Genomic DNA, 19,045 nt, shown 5'->3' on the forward strand with positions numbered 1-19,045 from the left:
GATATTGCTCCGAAAACCCGTTCCTTCTTTCCCGCGAGGACAGGCGCCGACCGCATAGCGGTCGCAGCCTCTGTCAACAGTCATATAGAAGCGTCGTTTGCTGTGAATAGCCGTTACCGTCGGCACGCCGCAATTGCTGACAACGTCTTTGCGTGATGCATTATTATTAGCGAAGGCTCTTTTTAAAATTATCCTTTTTTTTGTAAAATTCTTTGATCGGTTGGGCGAGTGGATGTCTTTGAATTATTTGTTCCTTATCAATCAACAAGTTCCCACAGCACGCTGATGGGGCGATAGCGGAGATTGCATGGCATAATTATAGTCACAATAATTGACCACACTATAATGGTCAAAATTAGCGTGGACGGTAGCACAAAAAATAATTGGGCCACGGTTAGCTCGGTAGATATTAGAGCGAAACCGGCATTATTAACTCCAAAGGCGCCGATAGCTGCAACTGTAGTCATACTAGTAACAACTAGTCTGGCAAATGCAGAGGGTTTTTCAGTTTTAACATTGCTTCTCCAAAAGAAATCTATGACAATGCTCATCAAAAATGACCAAAAATAAACGCATGCGAGAGCCAAATAATAATATAGGGAAGAAAGAGCTAAAATCATCGAATTGCACTCGGTGAAAAGTCCCACTACCATATCAAAGAAGAATTTTCCCAGGCCATAGCCAATAGCGGCTACGCTTAACGTGGCAGGAACTGAGTATGGTATTTTTTTCATGGGCGTAATCTCCGTAAAATGTTAAATATTCTTAACGGTGAAAGAAGTTTATATTTTTCAATCTGTAAATTGTCATCTTTGTGTCGATAGTGAAGCCATGTTATCGCAATTGAATTTTTGAAATTGGATTTTAGTTTAATTTAAATTGTGACATCAATTGTGATTATTATATGTCCCGATAGGTGTTATGCAACTATTGCATCATCATTTCTTCTCGCGGCAATAATGCGACATTCTTAAATGTTGCTTCTTGATTTTATAATTACTTGTTGATGTATCGTGGAAATGCCTATTTTTTTCTCACAATTTTGGCCTTTGTTAATGGAGGCGTAGTTGTCGATTCATGTATGCTCTTTTACGGTTACTTATATGGGTTCGGTCGCGTCGACCAGTTTGGTAATCTCCCTGCTAATGGTGTCGTTTTCGTTGCCAGATTTATTGGTCATGAGTCTGATGTCGGTTGACAGGACAGTGTCAGTAATAACAACGTCGGCAACGTTATCCTCGGACGCAAAAATCACTTGATGATGAATGGTCGGTTTGGTCTCCGGTGGAATTTTTTCCATCAGCAGTTTTGTCGGTATTGGCAAGCGCGGCGCTTTTCTTCTGCAGGCCGGTCTTGAGCGTACGGACGACGCTGGCAACGGAACGGACTGACTTTTTAAAAAAAGTTTTCTTGATGTTGAGCTGACTTTCTGAAATTAATTCATCGATCGCCATCGTTTCAAGCATAGGCATCAGTTGGTCGATCTTGCCAGTCAACTCTAACAGGCGGCGTCCAATTTTGCCCAGCACACGTGCCTCAAGCGTAAGGGGTACGATCGTATAGGTTGCCAATGAGTCGATATTGTGTTTGCGAAGTTCCTGTTCGACCCTGACCATTTCCTTGTCAACGATATTGATTTTTTCCTGGATAAGATCAAATACCTGTTTTTCGACCTTCTTGATATCGGCGTCAGGTAAGGACAGGCGCGCAATTTTGGAAATGTAGTGCATGTGGAGTTGTGTGATATCAAAATAACGGAGGAAAAGACGCTTTCCTTCTGGGCTCGAAAGGCTCATTTTGACTATACGACCGGCTGACTCGACTGGAGAAAGCGACGCCGGTGCCTGACGTTCCAGCAATTTTTGATTCATCTCACCGTGATCCTGACGGATCACGCTGACGTTGGCGTTTGACGGATTCATCATTGTTGCTCCGAGAATGCCGTGCATAGTTGTAACCGACAGCACGCTGCAGCATCCGGCAGGGGCGGTTGCTGAAGCGCAGTGCTCGGTGGCGCAGATTACCGCGGCGTCGGCGCCGCATGGCCGCATGGCCGCGCGGACGTGCAGTGCATTACGGATGCGGCAACGCGGTGCCCCAGCGCGAGCTGGAACTGGCTTTGCATGACAGGTTCGTCGTCGGGATCGACGGTGTCCTCGTTACGGTAAAGCGCCGGGCCCGTGGTCTTGCTGCCTGGGTCGAGTGGTACCCGCAGCTGCTGCAAGATGCTGATTTCGAGAGGGCGGTCGGCGAACCGGATACAGAACGGAAACAGCCGATGCAACCGAGCACGCCAGGCCGCGAGCAGTGTGCGCGCGCACTTCGGGGTACACGGCATGAGCGGCCGCTTGTATCTATCCAAAACGATGACTGGCATGCCAGTTCCCTCCTTTCTGACCCTTCCATACTATGTGTCACTGACACCCGTGGCCGGTGCGCTTACGCGCCTAGTGACGTCCGTTTCGTGCATACCCTGTAGCTTGTCTGCTACCGCAACTTCGAGGGCACCGCTTGCGCGGTTCTATCCGGGACTGGTTGACGCATCCCGGCGTCGCTCTTGTACCTACTTGCAACGTAATGCCGGAGGGCTATCGCCCCTTGCACTGTCTCGAGTCAAACTGAGCTATTGAGGCTACCACCTTTCAAGCTCCTCCCTTTAGGGCGGGTAGTTGACGTTCAGCCTCCCAACGTTCGTTTGCAACTGCGTAGCTCCATGTTGAACCATTTTTCGCTATGTTGTTGGCAAATATACTCGCGTTTTTACGGGTTATTTGAAGTTGCATTGTGAATCGCCACGATTGCAGTAGGCACTTTGTTGCCATAATTAATTGCGAAGGTGCACTCGTTAGTGAAAGTTCCTGCTCTTCGTATCTAACTGGCCGAGCAAATGCGAGCAATCGACCAGCCGCTTGGCAATCAGGTTGCGCACGCCGCTCTTCGATTGCCAAATACCGTACACCCCCAGGAGTGAGGCATTCATCAGTTCGGCCCGCTGCTTTTCCACCAGCGCGGGCCAGACGATGATGTTGATGGTGCCAAATTCATCTTCCAGGGTGAGGAAGATCACCCCCTTGGCCGTTTCCGGCCGCTGTCTTACCGTGACGATGCCGCAGCCCCTGGCCAGCTGGGCATCGCTGAAGGTGTTCAGGATATCCGACGGTACAAAGCGCATTTTGTTGAGGCGCTCGCGCAAGAGAGCGAGTGGATGGCGGCCCAGTGTCAGGCCGACATGCCGGTAGTCCGCCACGATGTCATCGGCTTCCGTCGGCGGCGCCAGCTCCAGCACGGGTTCGGCAATGGTCGTCGCGCGCATCAAATCCCGCTCCGGCACACTCGCTGCGGCATCCCACATGGCCATGCGCCGGTTACCCGTCAGCGTTACCAGGGCGTTGGCTGAGGCCAGCGCCTTCATATCCCCCGCATCGAGTTGCGCGCGCATGGCAACATCGCGTGTGTTTTTGAAGGGGGCTGCAGCGCGGGCTTCCTCAATGCGCCAGGCCGCCTCTTTCACCATCCCGTTGATATTATTTAAGCCGAGGCGTACTGCCAGTCTGCCGTCCGCCGTCGGCTCCAGGGACGCTTCCCATCCGCTCGCGCAGACATCGACGGGTCTGACCTCGACATCATGCCGGCGTGCATCTTGCACCAGAGAGGAGCGGCTATAAAAACCCATGGGCTGGCTGTTGAGCAGGGCGGCCAGGAACTCGGCGGGATGATGGCACTTGAGCCAGCTGCTGGCGTAGGCCAGCAAAGCAAAGCTGTGTGCATGGGATTCCGGAAAACCATATTCGGCAAAGCCGCGTATCTGGCCAACAATGGAGGTGGCAAACTCGATGCTGTAACCGCGCTCGGCCATGCCGCTCATGAGCTGGTCTTCGAACTGTTCCAGTCCACCCTTTCTTTTCCAGGCGGCCATGGCGCGGCGCAGTCGGTCGGCTTCACCGGCCGTAAAACCGGCCGCCGTCATGGCGATCGACATGACTTGTTCCTGGAAGATCGGTACGCCCAACGTGCGCCGAAGTACCGCCTCGATCTCCGGGCTCGGATAGGTCACCGCTTCCAGTCCCTGGCGCCGGCGCAAATACGGATTGATCATGCCGCCCTGGATGGGGCCTGGCCGGATGATGGCCACCTCGATGACCAGATCATAGAATTCGCGCGGCTGCATGCGCGGCAGCATCGACATCTGCGCCCGCGATTCGATCTGAAACACGCCGACGGTGTCCGCTTTAGAGATCATCTGGTACGTGGCGGCATCCTCATGGGGAATATCGCCCAGTTCAAAACGCTCGCCACGCTGCTCCGAGATCAAAGCCAGGGTACGGGCGATACACGACAGCATGCCCAGCGCCAGAATGTCGATTTTTAGGAGACCCAGTTCATCGATGTCGTCCTTATCCCATTGAATCACAGTGCGCTCGGGCATGGCCGCGTTTTCAATCGGCACCAGGCGGGAGAGCGGACCGCGAGAAATGACAAAACCGCCGGGATGCTGGGAAAGATGACGTGGAAAACGCATCAGGCGCTCGGCAATTGCCGCCCATTTCTCGGCGATGGGGGAGTGCGGATCGAGTCCGCAGGTGGTAAGACGCTGCTGCAGGTCGGCCCGCCCGCCCCAGCTATGCGAGGCTTTGGCCACCTTGTCGACCACCGATAGATCCACGCCCAGCGCGCGCCCCACATCGCGCAGGACACTGCGCGGGCGGTAGGAAATCACGACGGCGGTCAGGGCGGCCCGCATGCGGCCGTACTTGCGATAGATGTATTGAATCACCTCCTCGCGCCGCTGGTGTTCGAAATCCACGTCGATGTCGGGCGGCTCATCGCGTTCGCGTGAGATAAAGCGCTCGAAGAGCAGGGTGCCGCGCGAGGGATCGACTTCGGTGATGCCGAGGCAGTAGCACACAGCCGAATTTGCCGCCGATCCGCGCCCCTGGCAGAGGATTTTTTGCGAGCGGGCAAAGCGCACGATGTCAAATACCGTCAAAAAATAGGGCTCGTACTGCATGTCGCCGATCAGTTCCAGCTCATACTCGAGCTGCGCCTGCACGTTGTCTGGAATGGCATGCGGGTAGCGCCAGTGCGCCCCAATATAGGCTTGCTCGCGCAGATAGCTGGCCGGGGTCTGTCCCTCTGGCACGATCTCGCCCGGATATTCATAGCGCAGTTCATCAAGCGAGAAGGTGCAGCGCTGGGCCACGCGCAGGGTTTCATCGAGGGCGTCGCGCGGATACAGGTTACCCAGCCGCAAACGCGAACGCAGATGCGCTTCGGCATTCGAGGCCAGCTGATAGCCGCACTGCGCCACCGGCGTACTCAGACGAATCGCGGTCATGGTGTCCTGGATGATTTTCATCGAGCGCAGGTGCATGACGACGTCGCCCGTGGCCACCACCGGCAGGCTGAACTCGGCGCCGATGGCTTCGACCATGGCGCGGTGCCGGTCATCCTGCGCGCGGTGATGCAACGTCAAAGCGACGCGCGCGCGGCCTGGTGCACTACGCACCAGCCACTCGGCTTGCCGCTCGATCTCTTCATAGGGGGCGTTATATTTGGGGCACAGAATAAGCTGGCAGCCAGGCAGCCCTTTTAAGTGAGCGAGAGATCCGTTGGGGTTGGCGATGTCGCGCGGCCACACCAGGTAACTCCCCTTGTCGGCGCGTGTGCGCGCAGCGGTAATGAGCTCGCTCAGGTTGCCGTAGCCATCGCGATCCATGGCCAGGATCAATATAGTAAAAGGTGGCGTGCCGTCTTCCGGTGTCACTCTCATCTGGCTGCCAATGATCAGGTGGATGTTCCACTCCCGCGCGGCCACATGCGCCTTGACCACGCCTGCCAGGGAGCACTCGTCGGCCACGGCGATGGCCTGGTAGCCCAGCTGGGCCGCGCGCGCCACCAATTGATCGGGCGGAGAGGCGCCGTGCAGGAAGGAGTAATGGCTCATGCACTGCAGCTCGGCATAGTCGGGCAGCGTGGAAACTGGCAGTTTGTCCATGATCAGCCGAACATGCCGTGCAGGTACCAGCGGCCGTCGACTATCCGCTCCAGGTAGATCCAGTAGCAGGTGGCATCGCTTCCTTGCGCGATGTAATAGTCGCGGGCCACGATTTGATCGTTCCACCAGCCGGCCTCAATGCGTTCCGGCCCCTTGAGCATTTTTAGTGGAGAACCATAGAAGGGACGTTCGCCGCGCAGCAGCAGTGGGATAGGTTTAGGTAGCAGCCAGAACGGGCGCTCAAACGCCTCATCCTCGGCGTTGACTACCTTGCGCTTTTCGGTGGCGGCAGCCCAGGCATTGCTTTCCTCCGGCCGATGGTCATGATGCTCGACAGGTGAGAGGACGTTGTCGCTGCCAAGACGGGCACTGAGTAATTCCAGTAGGCGTTTATAGTCGGCGGGGTTGCCGCCCGGCTCGGGAAACAGGTCTTGTGTCGGTGGTGCCATCGCGGTGAGCAGGCGCGCTTCCAGGCGCAGGGCGATGACCGGGGCAACCAGTTCCGTGCGCGCCAGGCGCTCCTTCAGCAGCCGTATCAGGTGTTCATCGCGCCAGGTCGGCTCCGCCAACCCGAGCTCGATCAGCGTGGGCGGGATCGCAGTCTTGCCGCGCTCATGCTCCAGCAGCAGAACAAAAACGCTCACCGCCTGCTGGCGCGCGACCAGCCAGCCGACAAATTGCTGCAGCAGGCCAGTGGCGCCGTTCAGCAGGGCATCAGCGTGTTCGATCCGGTCAAAGGTTTCGATGCGCGCAGAGAAGGTCTCGGGGATGGCGATCCATTCAAACAGTTCAGGAGCGAGCCCATAGGCACGGTCGAGCTCATCGAGCACGAGTTTGTTCATCCTGCGCTGGATGCCCGGGCGGGGCAGGCGCCTTAGCGCCGCCAGATGATCAGCACCAATGTCGGTGAGCCACTCCAGGTGATTCGCCGTGCTGGGTAGATACGCGCAGGGCATGCGGTCGAGTTGGCGCTCGAGTGAGCGCATGTGCACGGTGCGCCGCAAAATGACCTGGCGTTTGGCTGGCTGCCAGCGCGACAGCAGCCATGCCCCCATGGCCGTCGGCGCCGTGCCGAGCTGCGCGGTCACGCCCAGTGCTTGCAGGGCAGCGCGAATGCGCCGGCTGATGGCGGCGCGTCCGTTAAACAGGCGCAAGCTGGCGGTCACGTCGAGCAGCAGGCTGAAGTCGCCGGCGTGCGCCACTTCCGGGGTAAACTGGAGGAGGGCGAGCGCGATGGCATTGCTGGTGATCAATTCACGCTCAACATTACGCTCCAGGATCACGGTATCTGGCGAGACAGCCGCCACGCCGCCAGGGCGCATGCCGACACGCACGCCTTCGGCAAAGGCTTGTTGCGAGACTGTGATGGTGCGGCCTTTCTCGACCACCGCGTACGGCCCCGGCTCACACCAGCGCGGCCTGAGGCATTCGAGAGGCAACAGTGGGAGGTGTACGCTGAACCAGAACCGCATTTTGATCGTCCAAAAATCGTTGACGGGCCGGCATGTCAGCCAGCGGGATAAAGAGTGGCGCCTCATGATGTGGGCCACGCCGTTTAATAATGTGAGTGGAAATGCCACCGGCGGCAGGGCGCAATGCCAGGCGCAACGGCGCTGGTGACGCATCGGCCGCCGCGCTCGTCGGCCGGACCAGCCAGAAGAACGTTTCGGTTGTCTGCGCCGCCAGATTGAGGCGCCGCAGTGCTTCGTCGCGGATATTGGTTTGCCACAGCAGCACCGCACCGCAGCTGCCATTGCGAAGGATCTGCTCGGTGGACCAGAGCGCATCGGCGGTACTGGGGGCACGTATCCAGAGCAGGTTTGGGCAGCTCAGGTCCATGAATTTGCAGGCGGCGGAGTTGGGCAAGTACGGCGGCTGCACCAGGGCGATCCGGCGATGTTGCGATAGTTGCGCCAGCACTGGCCGCAACAAGTGCATTTCCCCGATACCAGCTTGCTGAACTAGCAACTCCGTGAAGGTCGATTGCGGCCAACCGTTGCCCGGAAGCTCACGATCCAAGATGCTGTGACCGGTAGTGACGGTACTGACTGTTCCTCGGCTCAGTTCACTCGCCCGCCAGACGTCACGCAACAGGGCGCTATTGGCCAGTGCGGTAGGGCTGCTACGTTGAAGGGAAGGTGAAAGCATGGCGACTGGTGAGAGGTTGTTGAGCATTCTCAAAACTACTGTACATAAACACAGTATATGCTGAGGACGTCAAAAACTGCAAGGCCCATGAATTTCTTGAATTGAAACTAATAGTTGCGATGGTGTAAAAGAGTCAATAGAGAAGCTTCATTCAGGGTACATTTTTGTGGGTACGTCTTATTGAAGTCTCACACCATTCGCTCTCGCCAGGCCTCTCTCAGTCACCGTCATGACTTTGGGAACTTGTATCGCAGGCGAGCACCGTGCGGCCGATCGTGCTAGAGGAATTGCTGTTTTTGTTGTTCTATGGATGAGTGTGTGGATGAGTGCGGGTCCTGCCATTGCTTTACGCCCCAGGATTGCGCCAGTGAATTGCGGCATGATCGAGCAAGTGCGAGTGATAATTGCTCGAGTTCTGGCCCTTCTTTACCTGCGTTAAGCGCGTTCCTAAACTCTACCATAGCGGATTCAACGTTACGATCCTCCACCATTACCAGTTCGCCCCAGAAGAGTAGAAAAAATTTGCTCCGTGCAGCTGCGATCTCGTCCTGCGATGTTGACGTTGCCATCGTGGCCGTAGCCTGAGTGGCATCAGTGTAGAGCTTCAATTGCCTGTCGAGAAATGGCCTGGTGGCTTCGATCCGTCGCGTTTCCGCCTGGCCCCGCTGTGTGGCGATAAACTGATATGCTCCCCAGAAAAACGCAAGGATTGTGCCAATCATCGTGAGAATTTTTAGCATCGACTCAAGAGACATCTTGGATGGGGCGAGGGACATCTGGAGGTCTTCCATTAGCCAATGGTGTTGAAAACACTTAGGTAACACAACTGGATTAAGATCTTCCACCAATAACGGCCATGAAACAGGATAAATCAAGGTGTGGTCGGCTTGTTCGATAGCTTTGCGCACCTAGCGCCAGTGCTGGCCCAGCCCACGACCCGCTGCGCTTGGTCCACCAACATAATGATCCGGCAGCCGGCAGCCTCGCTCCCATAGTTGAGCTGCAGAAGGTCTTCCTCGTGTCGATAGCTGCCGGGCGTGCCGTAGCGGGCGGCGGCGACGAAGCTGTTCTGGCCAATCAAATGATCCGGTGCGCGATCCCCGCTGGCCGCGCATCCTGATGCAATGATGACAAACGCATGCAAGCACAGCCTTCTCATTTTCCACTTTCAGGAGATGATTGGCTTTATCCTAACTCTCTGTAGGACAGGTGACTTTGCGTGAGAACATGAATACTAGCTGTATAAGAGTGGCGGATTATGCAATGATATTCTTCTATTTACTTCTGGCCGCCAACAAAACCCAAAGAGCAAGTGCGGATGCGCGTCCCCACTGGATTAGATAGCATCACCACCCATATGTTCACCAATGTAAGCCTCGAAAAGAAAAATGTTTGAACTCTATTTCTTGTCAATTGCGGAGCGATTCTACGGGATAGCATTTCCAGGGATGATCGCAAGGACACGTGTCGTGTCGGAACGGACAATACGCAATTGGTTGAACGGGAAAGCTGTTCCAAGTGACCGAAAACGGGATGCTTTTGTTCGGCGTAGCATGTCATGGCTACAAAAGGAATTGATCGCGGCTAAGTGGCCGGAGGAGAAGCGCGAAGCCTACCTTTCTCAGCTTGCGGAAAGTCGCGGCGGGGCAAGTGCAATCATCCAAACTCTGCATTGGGGAGGCCAAGATGGTTGCCCAGCCGCACTGGATCTTGCCCGACGCATTGATGCGCTTTCACTTGCCCTAGGAGAGCAGCGGGAACGCAACGATATGGCCGGATTCGTGCAGCTCTTTCATACTGCCTGGCTGACGGATGAACACTTCAAGAATCCTGAACTTAAGCTCGGACCCGCCGCTTTGAGGGAAAGTACGAATCACGCGATGCAGTGGGGGGATCTTGCATTGCCGACGACAGTATTGTTGATTAACCTCCAGTTACAGCTTCTGGCTACCCTCGATCACGAGTTCAGCGCGCGCTATCTACCTAAATTCGAACCAGTACCAGTGTTCCATGGACTATTTCCAGCCCGGACGGCGTGCAAAAGCGGTGGCCCACGCATACGTGGAAAGGTTAGGCTGCCAGTATGCAAACTTCTCGACATGATGGCATGCCTGCGCTATTACCGCTTACATGGAAAATGGCCGGCAAAAATCCCCTCTGTTAGCGAAGCAGCGATATGGATGGACGTATTGTCGCCAATGCTCGCAAAGTGGCGCATGGGCCGCCAGTTCACGGTGAACGACTTTGACAATGCTTGGCTAGATATGTTTAAGCGCTTCCCTGAACATAGCCGTCCTTCACCACCAGCGCCTCTTTTATACGCCGCCGTGGTTCTGACACGCTTATTCGTGATCGGAAGTGTAGAAAAGAACAACCTGTCGATCGCGGAAGGCGGCGCAGAACTTTATCTCGAATGGTGGGCACGTCAACGCGAAACGTCTGAGGTGCATCTCGATGCACCACGCGCTGGTGTAAAGACCTGGATGTCGGATTTACGTTGATTGTTTGTGGCGGGAATCCGGGCTTAGCGTTTCCCAGTTAGCTGGGCGCCTATCGTGACCACGCCCTGTCCAAAAACGTTCATTATTGATGTTAAGTTGTTGTTCCCGGTTGTGAATAGTCGTCGCGTCCATGACAATTTTCTTTGGGGCAGGGCTCATGGGTTGCGCACTTTTCCGCCTAGATCCATCACTCTGCGTTGCCGATGACTTGGTAGCATTTATGTTTGGCTTCGGGGTAGGGTGGATGACTGCCGCTGGTGGTGGTGAGGACCTCCGACCCGCTGATTTTACTACTGGAATTTTACTGGCGATTTTTTTCTGGTTCATGATAGCGTCCTTAAGTTATCCGGTCTTCACCGTATAGACGGAATTGTCGACGTACATGAAACAGAATTAATTCCACTTTTCGGCAAATCGAGTATCAACTTGCACAGTCGCATTATTACGCGCGGCAGGAGTCTCTGCAGAGCACGGAGGATGGTCAGACCAGCATCGATCTCGCCGTTAGATCAGGCAGCTACGAGATCGCACACCGAGAGTGTGGTAGGACACCCAAGCCCCCCCCAGGATCCATCGATTTTTCATCTTTCAGGAACCATGGATCAGGAAAGTCTAAGTTGCTGGTGACGATTCACATCGCGAGCACGAAACCCGGTGCCACCACGCCATCGGGCTTTTGGCACACTAAAGTCCGAACGATGCAAGTGCACATGGATCGAGTCGTGATGCCAGAATGGATGTGCACCGGCGAAACGGCGCAAGCGAAGGATATTAAAAATATAGCAACTAAAAAAACTGGAACGCCAGGGATGAAGTGACCTACCTGGTTGGTATACAGAAGTACTGGATCGGTTATCTGTTGAGCTTGTTCGGGAAGACGATACCTCTCCTAGGAGGAGTTGTCTGCGCGGCAGCGAGTGTCGCTATTTGGCTTCCTTGGATCCTTGGCCGTCTTGGAGCATGGCGGTTGTGCGCTGCCGGAGGGGTGTCGCGCGCGAAAAATAAGCGGCCACTGGCCGCTTCCTTATGCTGACTTGGGCTTCCGGACGCTGGAAAATTCCGGAATGTCGATCGAAGACGGTCCGAACACGGCCGAACTGGCATCCCGCCGATGGCTTTGCCTCCCAGCGTGACCCGGATCCTGCCCTGGGATGGCTTGACTTCACCGATGATCGGCGCACCCATGGAAGCAACCTTGGCGCGGCGAGTGGCCGCTGCCAATTTGTAGGCACTGTTCTGGGGGGGGGGGAGGCGTTTTCTTCAAGGCGGTTATGGTTCAATCTCCGGTAGAGGGAGTGATTGATACAGGTGGTTTAGCAGAATCGCCCAACTTCGACTGTTGGCGCTCAAGTCGAAGCGCATTTCCCGGCCCCGGCCATGTACATTCCAATGGAGCGCTGATAACGACAGGTCGGACACGCTGAACACAAACATCGGATCGAACGGTACGAAAACTTCGCCCCCGTTGTTTATCTACGGAGCGATTCAGAGTACCGCTACGCCCTCTAGGCTGAATAACCATCAATTTGCGTTAGAAACAACCGCCGTCACCAGCGCCTCTACAACTTTATCCTTCGAGGTGAAGCCTAGACCGACAAGCCCTTGACGATCGCGTCCAAGAGTCTTCGTATCACCTTCGCCCTTGCCGAACCACCGCCACCTAATTTCTTGGCGTAAAGGCTGGGAGAGCTTGCTGACGATAACGCGAGACTGTTCACGCCATACCTCCCCCACAATCTTCTCGTCGATTTCGACTTGCTGATGTGCGAACCGTGCGCTTCCCTTCACGGGCTTAAATCTGATGATCGACATTTCTATTTCCTTACGCAAGCTGTTCCACAACAGCGGGCGCACCCGATCCATGTCATTCTCCACCACAACACGGAATTGATTTGGCGAAAGTTCGTCAATCATGGCTACATCCCACATCGTGCCGATTTACTATTTCAAAAACTTCTCGTCGAACGCCTTTTGCCTTTGTTTTTCCACATGCTTGTCGTATCTGTCCATCGCCAACAATCCCGCGATACTCGCGAGCAGGATGACGACGACGATCATGAGAATTTTACGCATTGAGCACCTCGACACAATCCACCATGTTTGCTAACTGGCCAGGCCGGCATCCCGAAGCTTTTGCAAAAAGATGTGCCCATCCTCTTCTTCGGTAAAGATTTCCTCACCGTCGAGCATGTACGCCTTGAGCAACTCCGCGATACCAGCCTCGTCGTTTTTCAAGGCCAGTTCCGTCTGTCCAAGCCGATAATGCATAAACGGGTTCTCCTGGCCATCAGGACCATTGAGCGCATCGAACAATGCCTCGCGAGCTGCAGAAAAGTCCGCAAGTTGATAGAGCGCATCGCCAATCGACGCCTTCAGCCAGGTATACGCTTCCCAGTCTGCCTGCGGCGGAGGGAGTAGATCAAGAGCCTGCGTCCATCTCTCCGCTGCTTGGGAGAACTCTCCTTGATCGGCCAGGTCATTACCCATTTCTGATAGTAAATCGATCTGCTTGCTTACATTGGAAGGTAAGTCCATTCATTTTCCTTTTGCTGCGTGTTCTCTATAAAATGCCAGATATTTGGGATCTTCATCTACAAAACATCTACCTTTTGACATCGTAAACGAGCGTTGGAAGTGTTCATACGCCCGGTTCAGGTCACCGAGTTCATAATACGTGACCCCTTGGAGAAAGTCAGGCCCTGGATCAAGGTCTGATACGGGTAAACTTTTGAGTTCACTGATCCATCGCAGTGCGAGCGAAGGCTTGCCAGAAAAGGCCATTAATCGTAGTGCACCACGCGCAAGTGATACACTGTCATGGCATTGCGCACGTGGAAGAGGGATCAACTGCCATGCTTTTTCAAGCAAAACTTGCGCGGCATCGGGATTGCCAGCGGCAATTTCAGCTCGTGCTCGCCCTCCAATTTCTTGCATTTCTGCCATTTTTTCTTTAGCAAGAGGAATCATGCATTTTTCCTGCCTTTCTATTTCAGTGGTGGTAGATAACGGACTTTTAACTTGGCGCCTGCTGATCGGTTCAGTGAGTTTAGGTCGAGTACATAATTTTTTGACTCTAGCATCCAAGTCCTGACCTCTGGCGCCTGAGCACCGTATTGGCGCCCTACACGATTCCACCACGACACGGCATCTTCTTTATGCGCCATATCAGCAAAGCGCAGTTCATACCATTTATTATCACTTGCAAGAAATTCTGGCTGTCCAGTAAACGCATTGTCACGAAGGGTCTTATCCGCACGCATTCTCGCTTGTACTTCGCGCCCGGTGCGAGACTCTTTGCCAGGAGTCCTACCAAGATATTTTTCACGCAATGATTTTATCTTACGCAGAATTTTTACACCGTTGCCAGCGGGAGTGGCGATAGGGGCCGCCACAAGGTCATCCGCCATAACGGCACTTTTGGAGAGTGCTTGTTCCGTTTGAGCGGCTTTGGCACCCGTGCTCATGACTTTTGTTGCTTCCGCATCGGCAATGCTGGCGCTCTTGCCTAACCCCGCCAATCCTTTGACGCCACTCCGCGCGATACCGACGCCGCCAGCAGCCAGCGTTGCCGCCGTCAGGATCTTGTCACCTCCCGCTTGAGCGGCGTTACTCATCTCAAACATTGGAAGATGAATTGCATCGACGCCTTGGCGTACCTGCTCGGCACTTGCGCTCATCCTCTGCGCAGCCTCTGTCTGGCCAAACACGCTTTGCATGGCGGCGGCCTGCTCCATGTCGCTGGCACTCTGCAAAGTGGCACCCTTCATCAGCAGCTCGCCGATGGAAGAGGGAATATTGGCAATGCCTTTGGCCGCTCCCTTCGCCGCCTCCCAAGGATGCTCAACAGCTTCATTGAGTTCGTGTTTGGTGTTCTTCCACCAGCTAGACAACCAACTTTCCTCCGCTGGCGTTTGTGCATGCACCAACGGGTTAGTCTCTCCGGTGAATTTGCCTTTGCTGATGCCACAGGCAGGCGCTGAGGCCGTGACGTAGATACCAGGATTATTTCCACCATTCATGGTGCAGGCGTCGCCGTCCCGCACGATGTATTTCCCTTCCACGCGTACCGTGCTGCTGCCGACGACCGGTTTGATCTCGCCAGCGACGGTGCCTGAACGTACGCCCTTACCGGTGCCTGCTTCATCTCCCATTCCCTTTGGCTGCGTACTACCGCCCAGGACATAGGCTGGTTTCCCATTGAAGCGCACAGTGCTGGCAGTACTGATGCTATTGGACAGATCCTGTACGGTGGGATAGGGCAGAGGGACCATCGCCGGCCCGATGGGAGTTTTGTTGATTGATGGCGCCGTACTGATGGCTTTAAAGCCGCCGTCCCGGCGTGCACCGATGCGATTGGTCCCGCTAGGCACGGATGTCCGAACTATCGCGGCCCGTTGAGCTGCCGCTTTTTCGTCCTGGTTAATATGCTGCACCGCCTGAGCCAATACGTCCTCGTGTTCCCTGGAAGACCAGACACCAGGTATCGGTGCAGCCGCCTTTGGTCCAGGAGGCCTAGCGGTACTCATGCGTTTGCGGGATGCTGCATTGTTGAGAGTGAGGAGTCCTGTGCGTCAGACGACGCCACAGAACTGGCCCGGTTCGTACCAATCCGTGCACGGAACTCGCACACACGCAGAGTACTGGTGGACGTTTTTGGCCAACGCACGCGCCAGACCAGTGCGACGATGCCTTGTTCTGGTTCGACAATTACCGTGTCCGCTTGCAGATTCATGGTAGCGAGCACACCATCGTATTGGCGAAGCAGGAGAAACGTGGATTGTTTTGGCAAGGTAAAGTGCAAAACCGTGTTGCCATGCGCGTCAATGATTGCACCCGGCGTGTCTGGTGAACACAGGTTGGTCAACTCAACGCGCTCATCTCCACGCAAATAGGGGATTTGTTGGTCTCGTGGAGCGCAATTCCAGTACGCCTCGCTGAAATCGGTAGGAAGCGCGGCAGTGCCATTGATAAAGGCATCGTCCATGGTCCCCGCGAGCGCTCGCCTGGTAGGGTGGGTATTCGGGCGTGCCACCAAGCCAATCGGATCGCTCCAGTTTGTCCGATCGAGTGGATTGAGCTCGTAACTGTGTTGCATTTTCCAAAACTGTAGCGCGCTCATCTGCTGGCTCGTGGCCTCGATCTGCGGCGCCAATACCTGTTGCAGGCGCATGGCACGCACATACCAGTGTGTCGCGAAACCTGTGCCATATGGATTGTTCTCATCAACGCAGTGTGCCAATGGAGCTTGGTCCGAGGACGCATCCGGGTGAGCGGCAACTTGAGCTGCAGTCAGGTGGTAGCGTGCTGGCAAGGAGGGCGTTGCCCGTGTTCCAGCATTCATCCTGCACTCGCCCCCGTATGCATATTCGTGGAGCAAGGGGAGCGAACGTAAAGGAGTGGGACGCGACAGTCGCCAGGGGTTAAAGCGAATCGTCGATAGTGCGGCGATCCAGACGACGGCGTGCAGTAAGCGCACCCAACGGGGCTTCTTGATGAAGTGCCGCCGGCCAGTAATCGCCAGCGTTTTGTCGATCAGGATTTCCAGGGGATCTGGATGGGAGTTGAGGCGATTGACCTCCTGTCGCCAGACTGCGAGTACGGCAGGATCGGGCGACATATGCGGGCTGAGGCCCCGTGGGCGCTCAGGCAACGAGCGTGCGATGCCCGGCCTGGTGACGCGTAACCTGACAACAAAACGCTGCAACTCTGCGGAGCGCGGCGCATGTGCTGTGGCATTGATCAGCACATCACAGTGTGGTTTGAAGGGACAATAATCCGATTCCTGGCGGACACTGCCGGATACCCGCTCCTGAAAGTGACTAATTCCTTCGGCCAAGGGCAACTGATGATCGCTAAAAACGAGTTCCCCTGCGACCAAGGCGAAGGTTTGGCGCAACGTGGCCACGTAGGAAACCTGCCCATGTTGGTCGATGGATTCAAACACCTGGGCCGGAAACGGCGTGTGATTGATGGTTTCCATACCTGGTCAATTGATATCTACGTCGTGGCCGTTGATCTGCACCGGACCGGTCGCACCAATGGTGATATCGCTACCGGTGATGGTGATCTTTCCATCGGAACACATGCTCAGGTGGGACTGGCCAACGGTGACCTCAAACTCCGTCCCCGCCGTGATCTCCATCTTTTCCGCGATCTTGATCACATTGCGCAAGGCGCGCAGGTACTTGGCACCCACCACCATGGTATGCATCACGGCGCCAACCGTAACAGCATAGGCACCGCCAATATTAAGTACCTTCGCCAGGGTGATCGTTTCGGTTTTGGCGCGATCGACCTTTTCGGTCCGAAAGCCAACAATGCGTACCGATTCATTTTTCCCGACAACCTCTGTCCGATTTTTGCCAATATCAATGTGCTCGTCGCGATCTACACGTTCCTTGCGGTTGTTGTGCACGGTGATGTCTTCGTCGTGGCCCACCGTTTCCGTGCGATTGCGCTTGACGTGCACGGTTTCATCGCGGTCGACGGTTTTGCGCCGGTCGTTGCCGACCCAGTGCGACTCGTCATGCTCGACTTCGATGCGCTGGTCCTTTTCCGCATGCAGCCACAGTTCTTCCGCATCCTTGCGGTCTTCGAAGCGCAGGGCGTTGGCGTGCGCGGCGGAACCTTTTTTGGAGGATCGGCTCAGCATGCCGCTTTGCGTCTTGTTGGCCGGCAAATCCCATGGCGGCATATTGCGCGCGTTGTAGACGCAGCCGATGATGATGGGCATGGCGACGTTACCGTCGAGAAATTGCACGGCCACTTCCATGCCCACCCGGGGCAGACTGATATGGCCAAAATTCGGGCCGGCCCAGTTTGATATCACTCGTATCCACGGCGAACTCTTGTCGTCAAACTTACCCAGGCGGTCCCAGTGGAATTGCACTTTGACCCGGCCATACCCATCCGTATAAATCTCTTCGCCGGGCGGCCCCACCACAGTGGCCGTCTGCACGCCATAGATCTTCGGTTCGCGGCTATGAAAATTGCGCCCCGGACGCCAGGCAATGGCACGCTCTATGCAGGTAAAGGTGTTGCTGTAGTGGGAAGTGGCGTGGCTGCCTTGCTGGTAGTTATTGCTGGCATGGTGGTGCACGGACAGGATCAGGTATTCGCTGGCGCCCTTGCCACCGTTGCCTGTCGTGGCCGTGTTGAAATGTCCGTCCAGGGTGAACCAGCGTCCCGGTTGCGCCGTGCGGTCGTTGCCCTGGGCCTCGAAGAGCTGGCCCTGCGCGTCGCGTTCTTCCATGCGGCGCTGGGCCAGCGCTTCGCCGTCATCGATATTCTTGAAGCCGTAACTGCCCGTGTTTTCATAGATTTCCAGCGCCGGCACGGCGCCTTGCCGGTTCAGGGAATCGCGGCTGGCGCGGGCGCTGCGCGGATTCTTGAAATTGAAACTGGCCAGTGTCATCTGCGCGGGCGCCATGCGCCGCACCGTGCTCCAGTTATGCACGCCATCGTCTTCCGATGATCCGGCCTGATGCTGGAAGGGCATGCTGCTCAATTCGCCATCGATGGCCTTGCCGCTGCCGCTGTCGTCGGAGAGCCACAGGGTGTGTCCGTCAAGCCGGTGTTCATAGCGGTAATGCCAGCCCAGCTGCTCCCAGTGGCGGTGCAGCAGGTTATGGTCGCTTTCATTGTGCTGGCAGGTGTAGGTGATGGCGGGATCGATACCGGTGGCTGCCAGTTTGTAGTCGCGCATCAGGTAGTCTTCAAAGACCTTGTCGGTTAGCGCGGCCACCGTCAAGCCATGGAAAGCGACATTGTTTTGCCGCAGATGCAGGTGTGCAAGCCACGGTTCTAGCACCATTTCATACCAGGCGAAGCCGCCGTCCGTGCGCAGGAAACGGAACTCGAACACATAGCCATTGAAGTAGCGCAGGGTGCCATCCTCGCGCACCAGTGCGATGGCCACCATCTTGCCCATGATTTTGTCGAGCGCAATGGCGGCATCGTCGGACAGCACCTCCACCACGTAGGAAAAATCGCGCGACAGGCTTTCGCTGGCGTCGAGGCTGTTGACCAGCATTAGCGTGTTGGCGGGCGCGTCGCCATCAGGGAAATGCAGGCGCAGCAGGCGGTCACCTTGCATATCATCGGCCATGGCTGCCAGTGCAATGGTGTCGCCGTCAAAGAAGTTCATGAGTCTTTCGTGGCCTTTGCAGTGCGTTAGCAGAGACTTTAGCGGGCACAGCAAAAAAGGTATTGCGAAGTCGCAATACCAAATCATTCAGAGAAAAGGATGGGTAAGAAGGGACTCAGGATACTTTTATTGCGCAACGGAGCACTTCGTGTCCGTTTTCAGTGAAAGAAAGGCCTCTTTCAGCAAATAATTGTCGACAAGACCCATCAAGAAGGGCGGAAATGAGCGATTCGGAGGCGGCAATATTCACAGAGT

General features: G+C 55.6%; 15 protein-coding genes. 1 reads left to right on the forward strand and 14 read right to left on the reverse strand.

All coding sequences use genetic code 11. The annotated features are described in order from the left end of the window. Positions 1-257: 257 nt before the first annotated feature. The 8 genes from BM193_RS28395 to BM193_RS28780 form a co-directional block, all read right to left on the reverse strand. On the reverse strand, positions 258-734 hold the full coding sequence (locus BM193_RS28395) for a hypothetical protein (RefSeq protein ID WP_139176072.1): 477 nt from the start codon (positions 732-734) through the stop codon (positions 258-260). Between the two features lie 498 nt (positions 735-1,232). After that, positions 1,233-1,949: a hypothetical protein gene (locus BM193_RS14765; protein WP_139176073.1), complete on the reverse strand. Its 717-nt coding sequence runs from the start codon at positions 1,947-1,949 to the stop codon at positions 1,233-1,235. Between the two features lie 71 nt (positions 1,950-2,020). Next, positions 2,021-2,377, reverse strand: coding sequence for an RRXRR domain-containing protein (locus tag BM193_RS14770; RefSeq protein ID WP_092797247.1), 357 nt, complete (start codon positions 2,375-2,377; stop codon positions 2,021-2,023). Positions 2,378-2,845: 468 nt separating this feature from the next. After that, positions 2,846-5,995 (reverse strand): error-prone DNA polymerase, encoded by a 3,150-nt coding sequence (locus BM193_RS14775; protein ID WP_092797248.1) that lies wholly within the window; start codon positions 5,993-5,995, stop codon positions 2,846-2,848. Positions 5,996-5,997: 2 nt separating this feature from the next. Then, the gene (locus BM193_RS14780; protein WP_368087077.1) at positions 5,998-7,383 is read right to left on the reverse strand and encodes a Y-family DNA polymerase; all 1,386 of its coding nucleotides are present in this window, start codon (positions 7,381-7,383) and stop codon (positions 5,998-6,000) included. Between the two features lie 16 nt (positions 7,384-7,399). After that, on the reverse strand, positions 7,400-8,170 hold the full coding sequence (gene imuA / locus BM193_RS14785) for a translesion DNA synthesis-associated protein ImuA (protein ID WP_254786197.1): 771 nt from the start codon (positions 8,168-8,170) through the stop codon (positions 7,400-7,402). 251 nt (positions 8,171-8,421) lie between these two features. Further along, positions 8,422-9,051 carry a hypothetical protein gene (locus tag BM193_RS14790; RefSeq protein WP_139176074.1) on the reverse strand — a complete coding sequence of 210 codons (630 nt, stop codon included), beginning with the start codon at positions 9,049-9,051 and terminating at the stop codon, positions 8,422-8,424. Further along, positions 9,015-9,287 carry a hypothetical protein gene (locus tag BM193_RS28780; RefSeq protein ID WP_175533296.1) on the reverse strand — a complete coding sequence of 91 codons (273 nt, stop codon included), beginning with the start codon at positions 9,285-9,287 and terminating at the stop codon, positions 9,015-9,017. Before BM193_RS28780 ends, BM193_RS14790 begins: the two co-directional genes overlap by 37 nt. A gap of 244 nt (positions 9,288-9,531) precedes the next feature. Here BM193_RS28780 and BM193_RS28400 point away from each other — a divergent pair, with 244 nt between their 5' ends. Beyond that, a complete protein-coding gene (locus BM193_RS28400) occupies positions 9,532-10,644 on the forward strand; it encodes a hypothetical protein (RefSeq protein WP_139176075.1) in 1,113 nt (370 codons plus the stop codon). Positions 10,645-12,165: 1,521 nt separating this feature from the next. Here BM193_RS28400 and BM193_RS14800 read toward each other — a convergent pair. The 6 genes from BM193_RS14800 to BM193_RS14820 all read right to left on the reverse strand — a co-directional run bounded on the left by BM193_RS14800 (position 12,166) and on the right by BM193_RS14820 (position 18,790). Beyond that, positions 12,166-12,558, reverse strand: a complete 393-nt coding sequence (locus BM193_RS14800; protein ID WP_139176077.1) for a hypothetical protein — start codon at positions 12,556-12,558, stop codon at positions 12,166-12,168. A gap of 189 nt (positions 12,559-12,747) precedes the next feature. Continuing rightward, entirely contained in the window at positions 12,748-13,179 is a 432-nt protein-coding gene (locus tag BM193_RS14805) for a tetratricopeptide repeat protein (protein WP_092797253.1), read from the reverse strand. Beyond that, the gene (locus BM193_RS28410; RefSeq protein WP_139176078.1) at positions 13,180-13,611 is read right to left on the reverse strand and encodes a tetratricopeptide repeat protein; all 432 of its coding nucleotides are present in this window, start codon (positions 13,609-13,611) and stop codon (positions 13,180-13,182) included. A gap of 17 nt (positions 13,612-13,628) precedes the next feature. After that, positions 13,629-15,089, reverse strand: coding sequence for a PAAR-like domain-containing protein (locus BM193_RS14810; protein ID WP_254786202.1), 1,461 nt, complete (start codon positions 15,087-15,089; stop codon positions 13,629-13,631). 77 nt (positions 15,090-15,166) lie between these two features. Continuing rightward, a complete protein-coding gene (locus BM193_RS14815; RefSeq protein WP_092797255.1) occupies positions 15,167-16,624 on the reverse strand; it encodes a DUF2169 family type VI secretion system accessory protein in 1,458 nt (485 codons plus the stop codon). 6 nt (positions 16,625-16,630) lie between these two features. Continuing rightward, a complete protein-coding gene (locus tag BM193_RS14820) occupies positions 16,631-18,790 on the reverse strand; it encodes a type VI secretion system Vgr family protein (RefSeq protein ID WP_092797256.1) in 2,160 nt (719 codons plus the stop codon). Between the last annotated feature and the right edge of the window lie 255 nt (positions 18,791-19,045).

Origin of the sequence: Janthinobacterium sp. 344 (genome assembly GCF_900112025.1) — a bacterium.
Classification (GTDB): domain Bacteria; phylum Pseudomonadota; class Gammaproteobacteria; order Burkholderiales; family Burkholderiaceae_D; genus Janthinobacterium.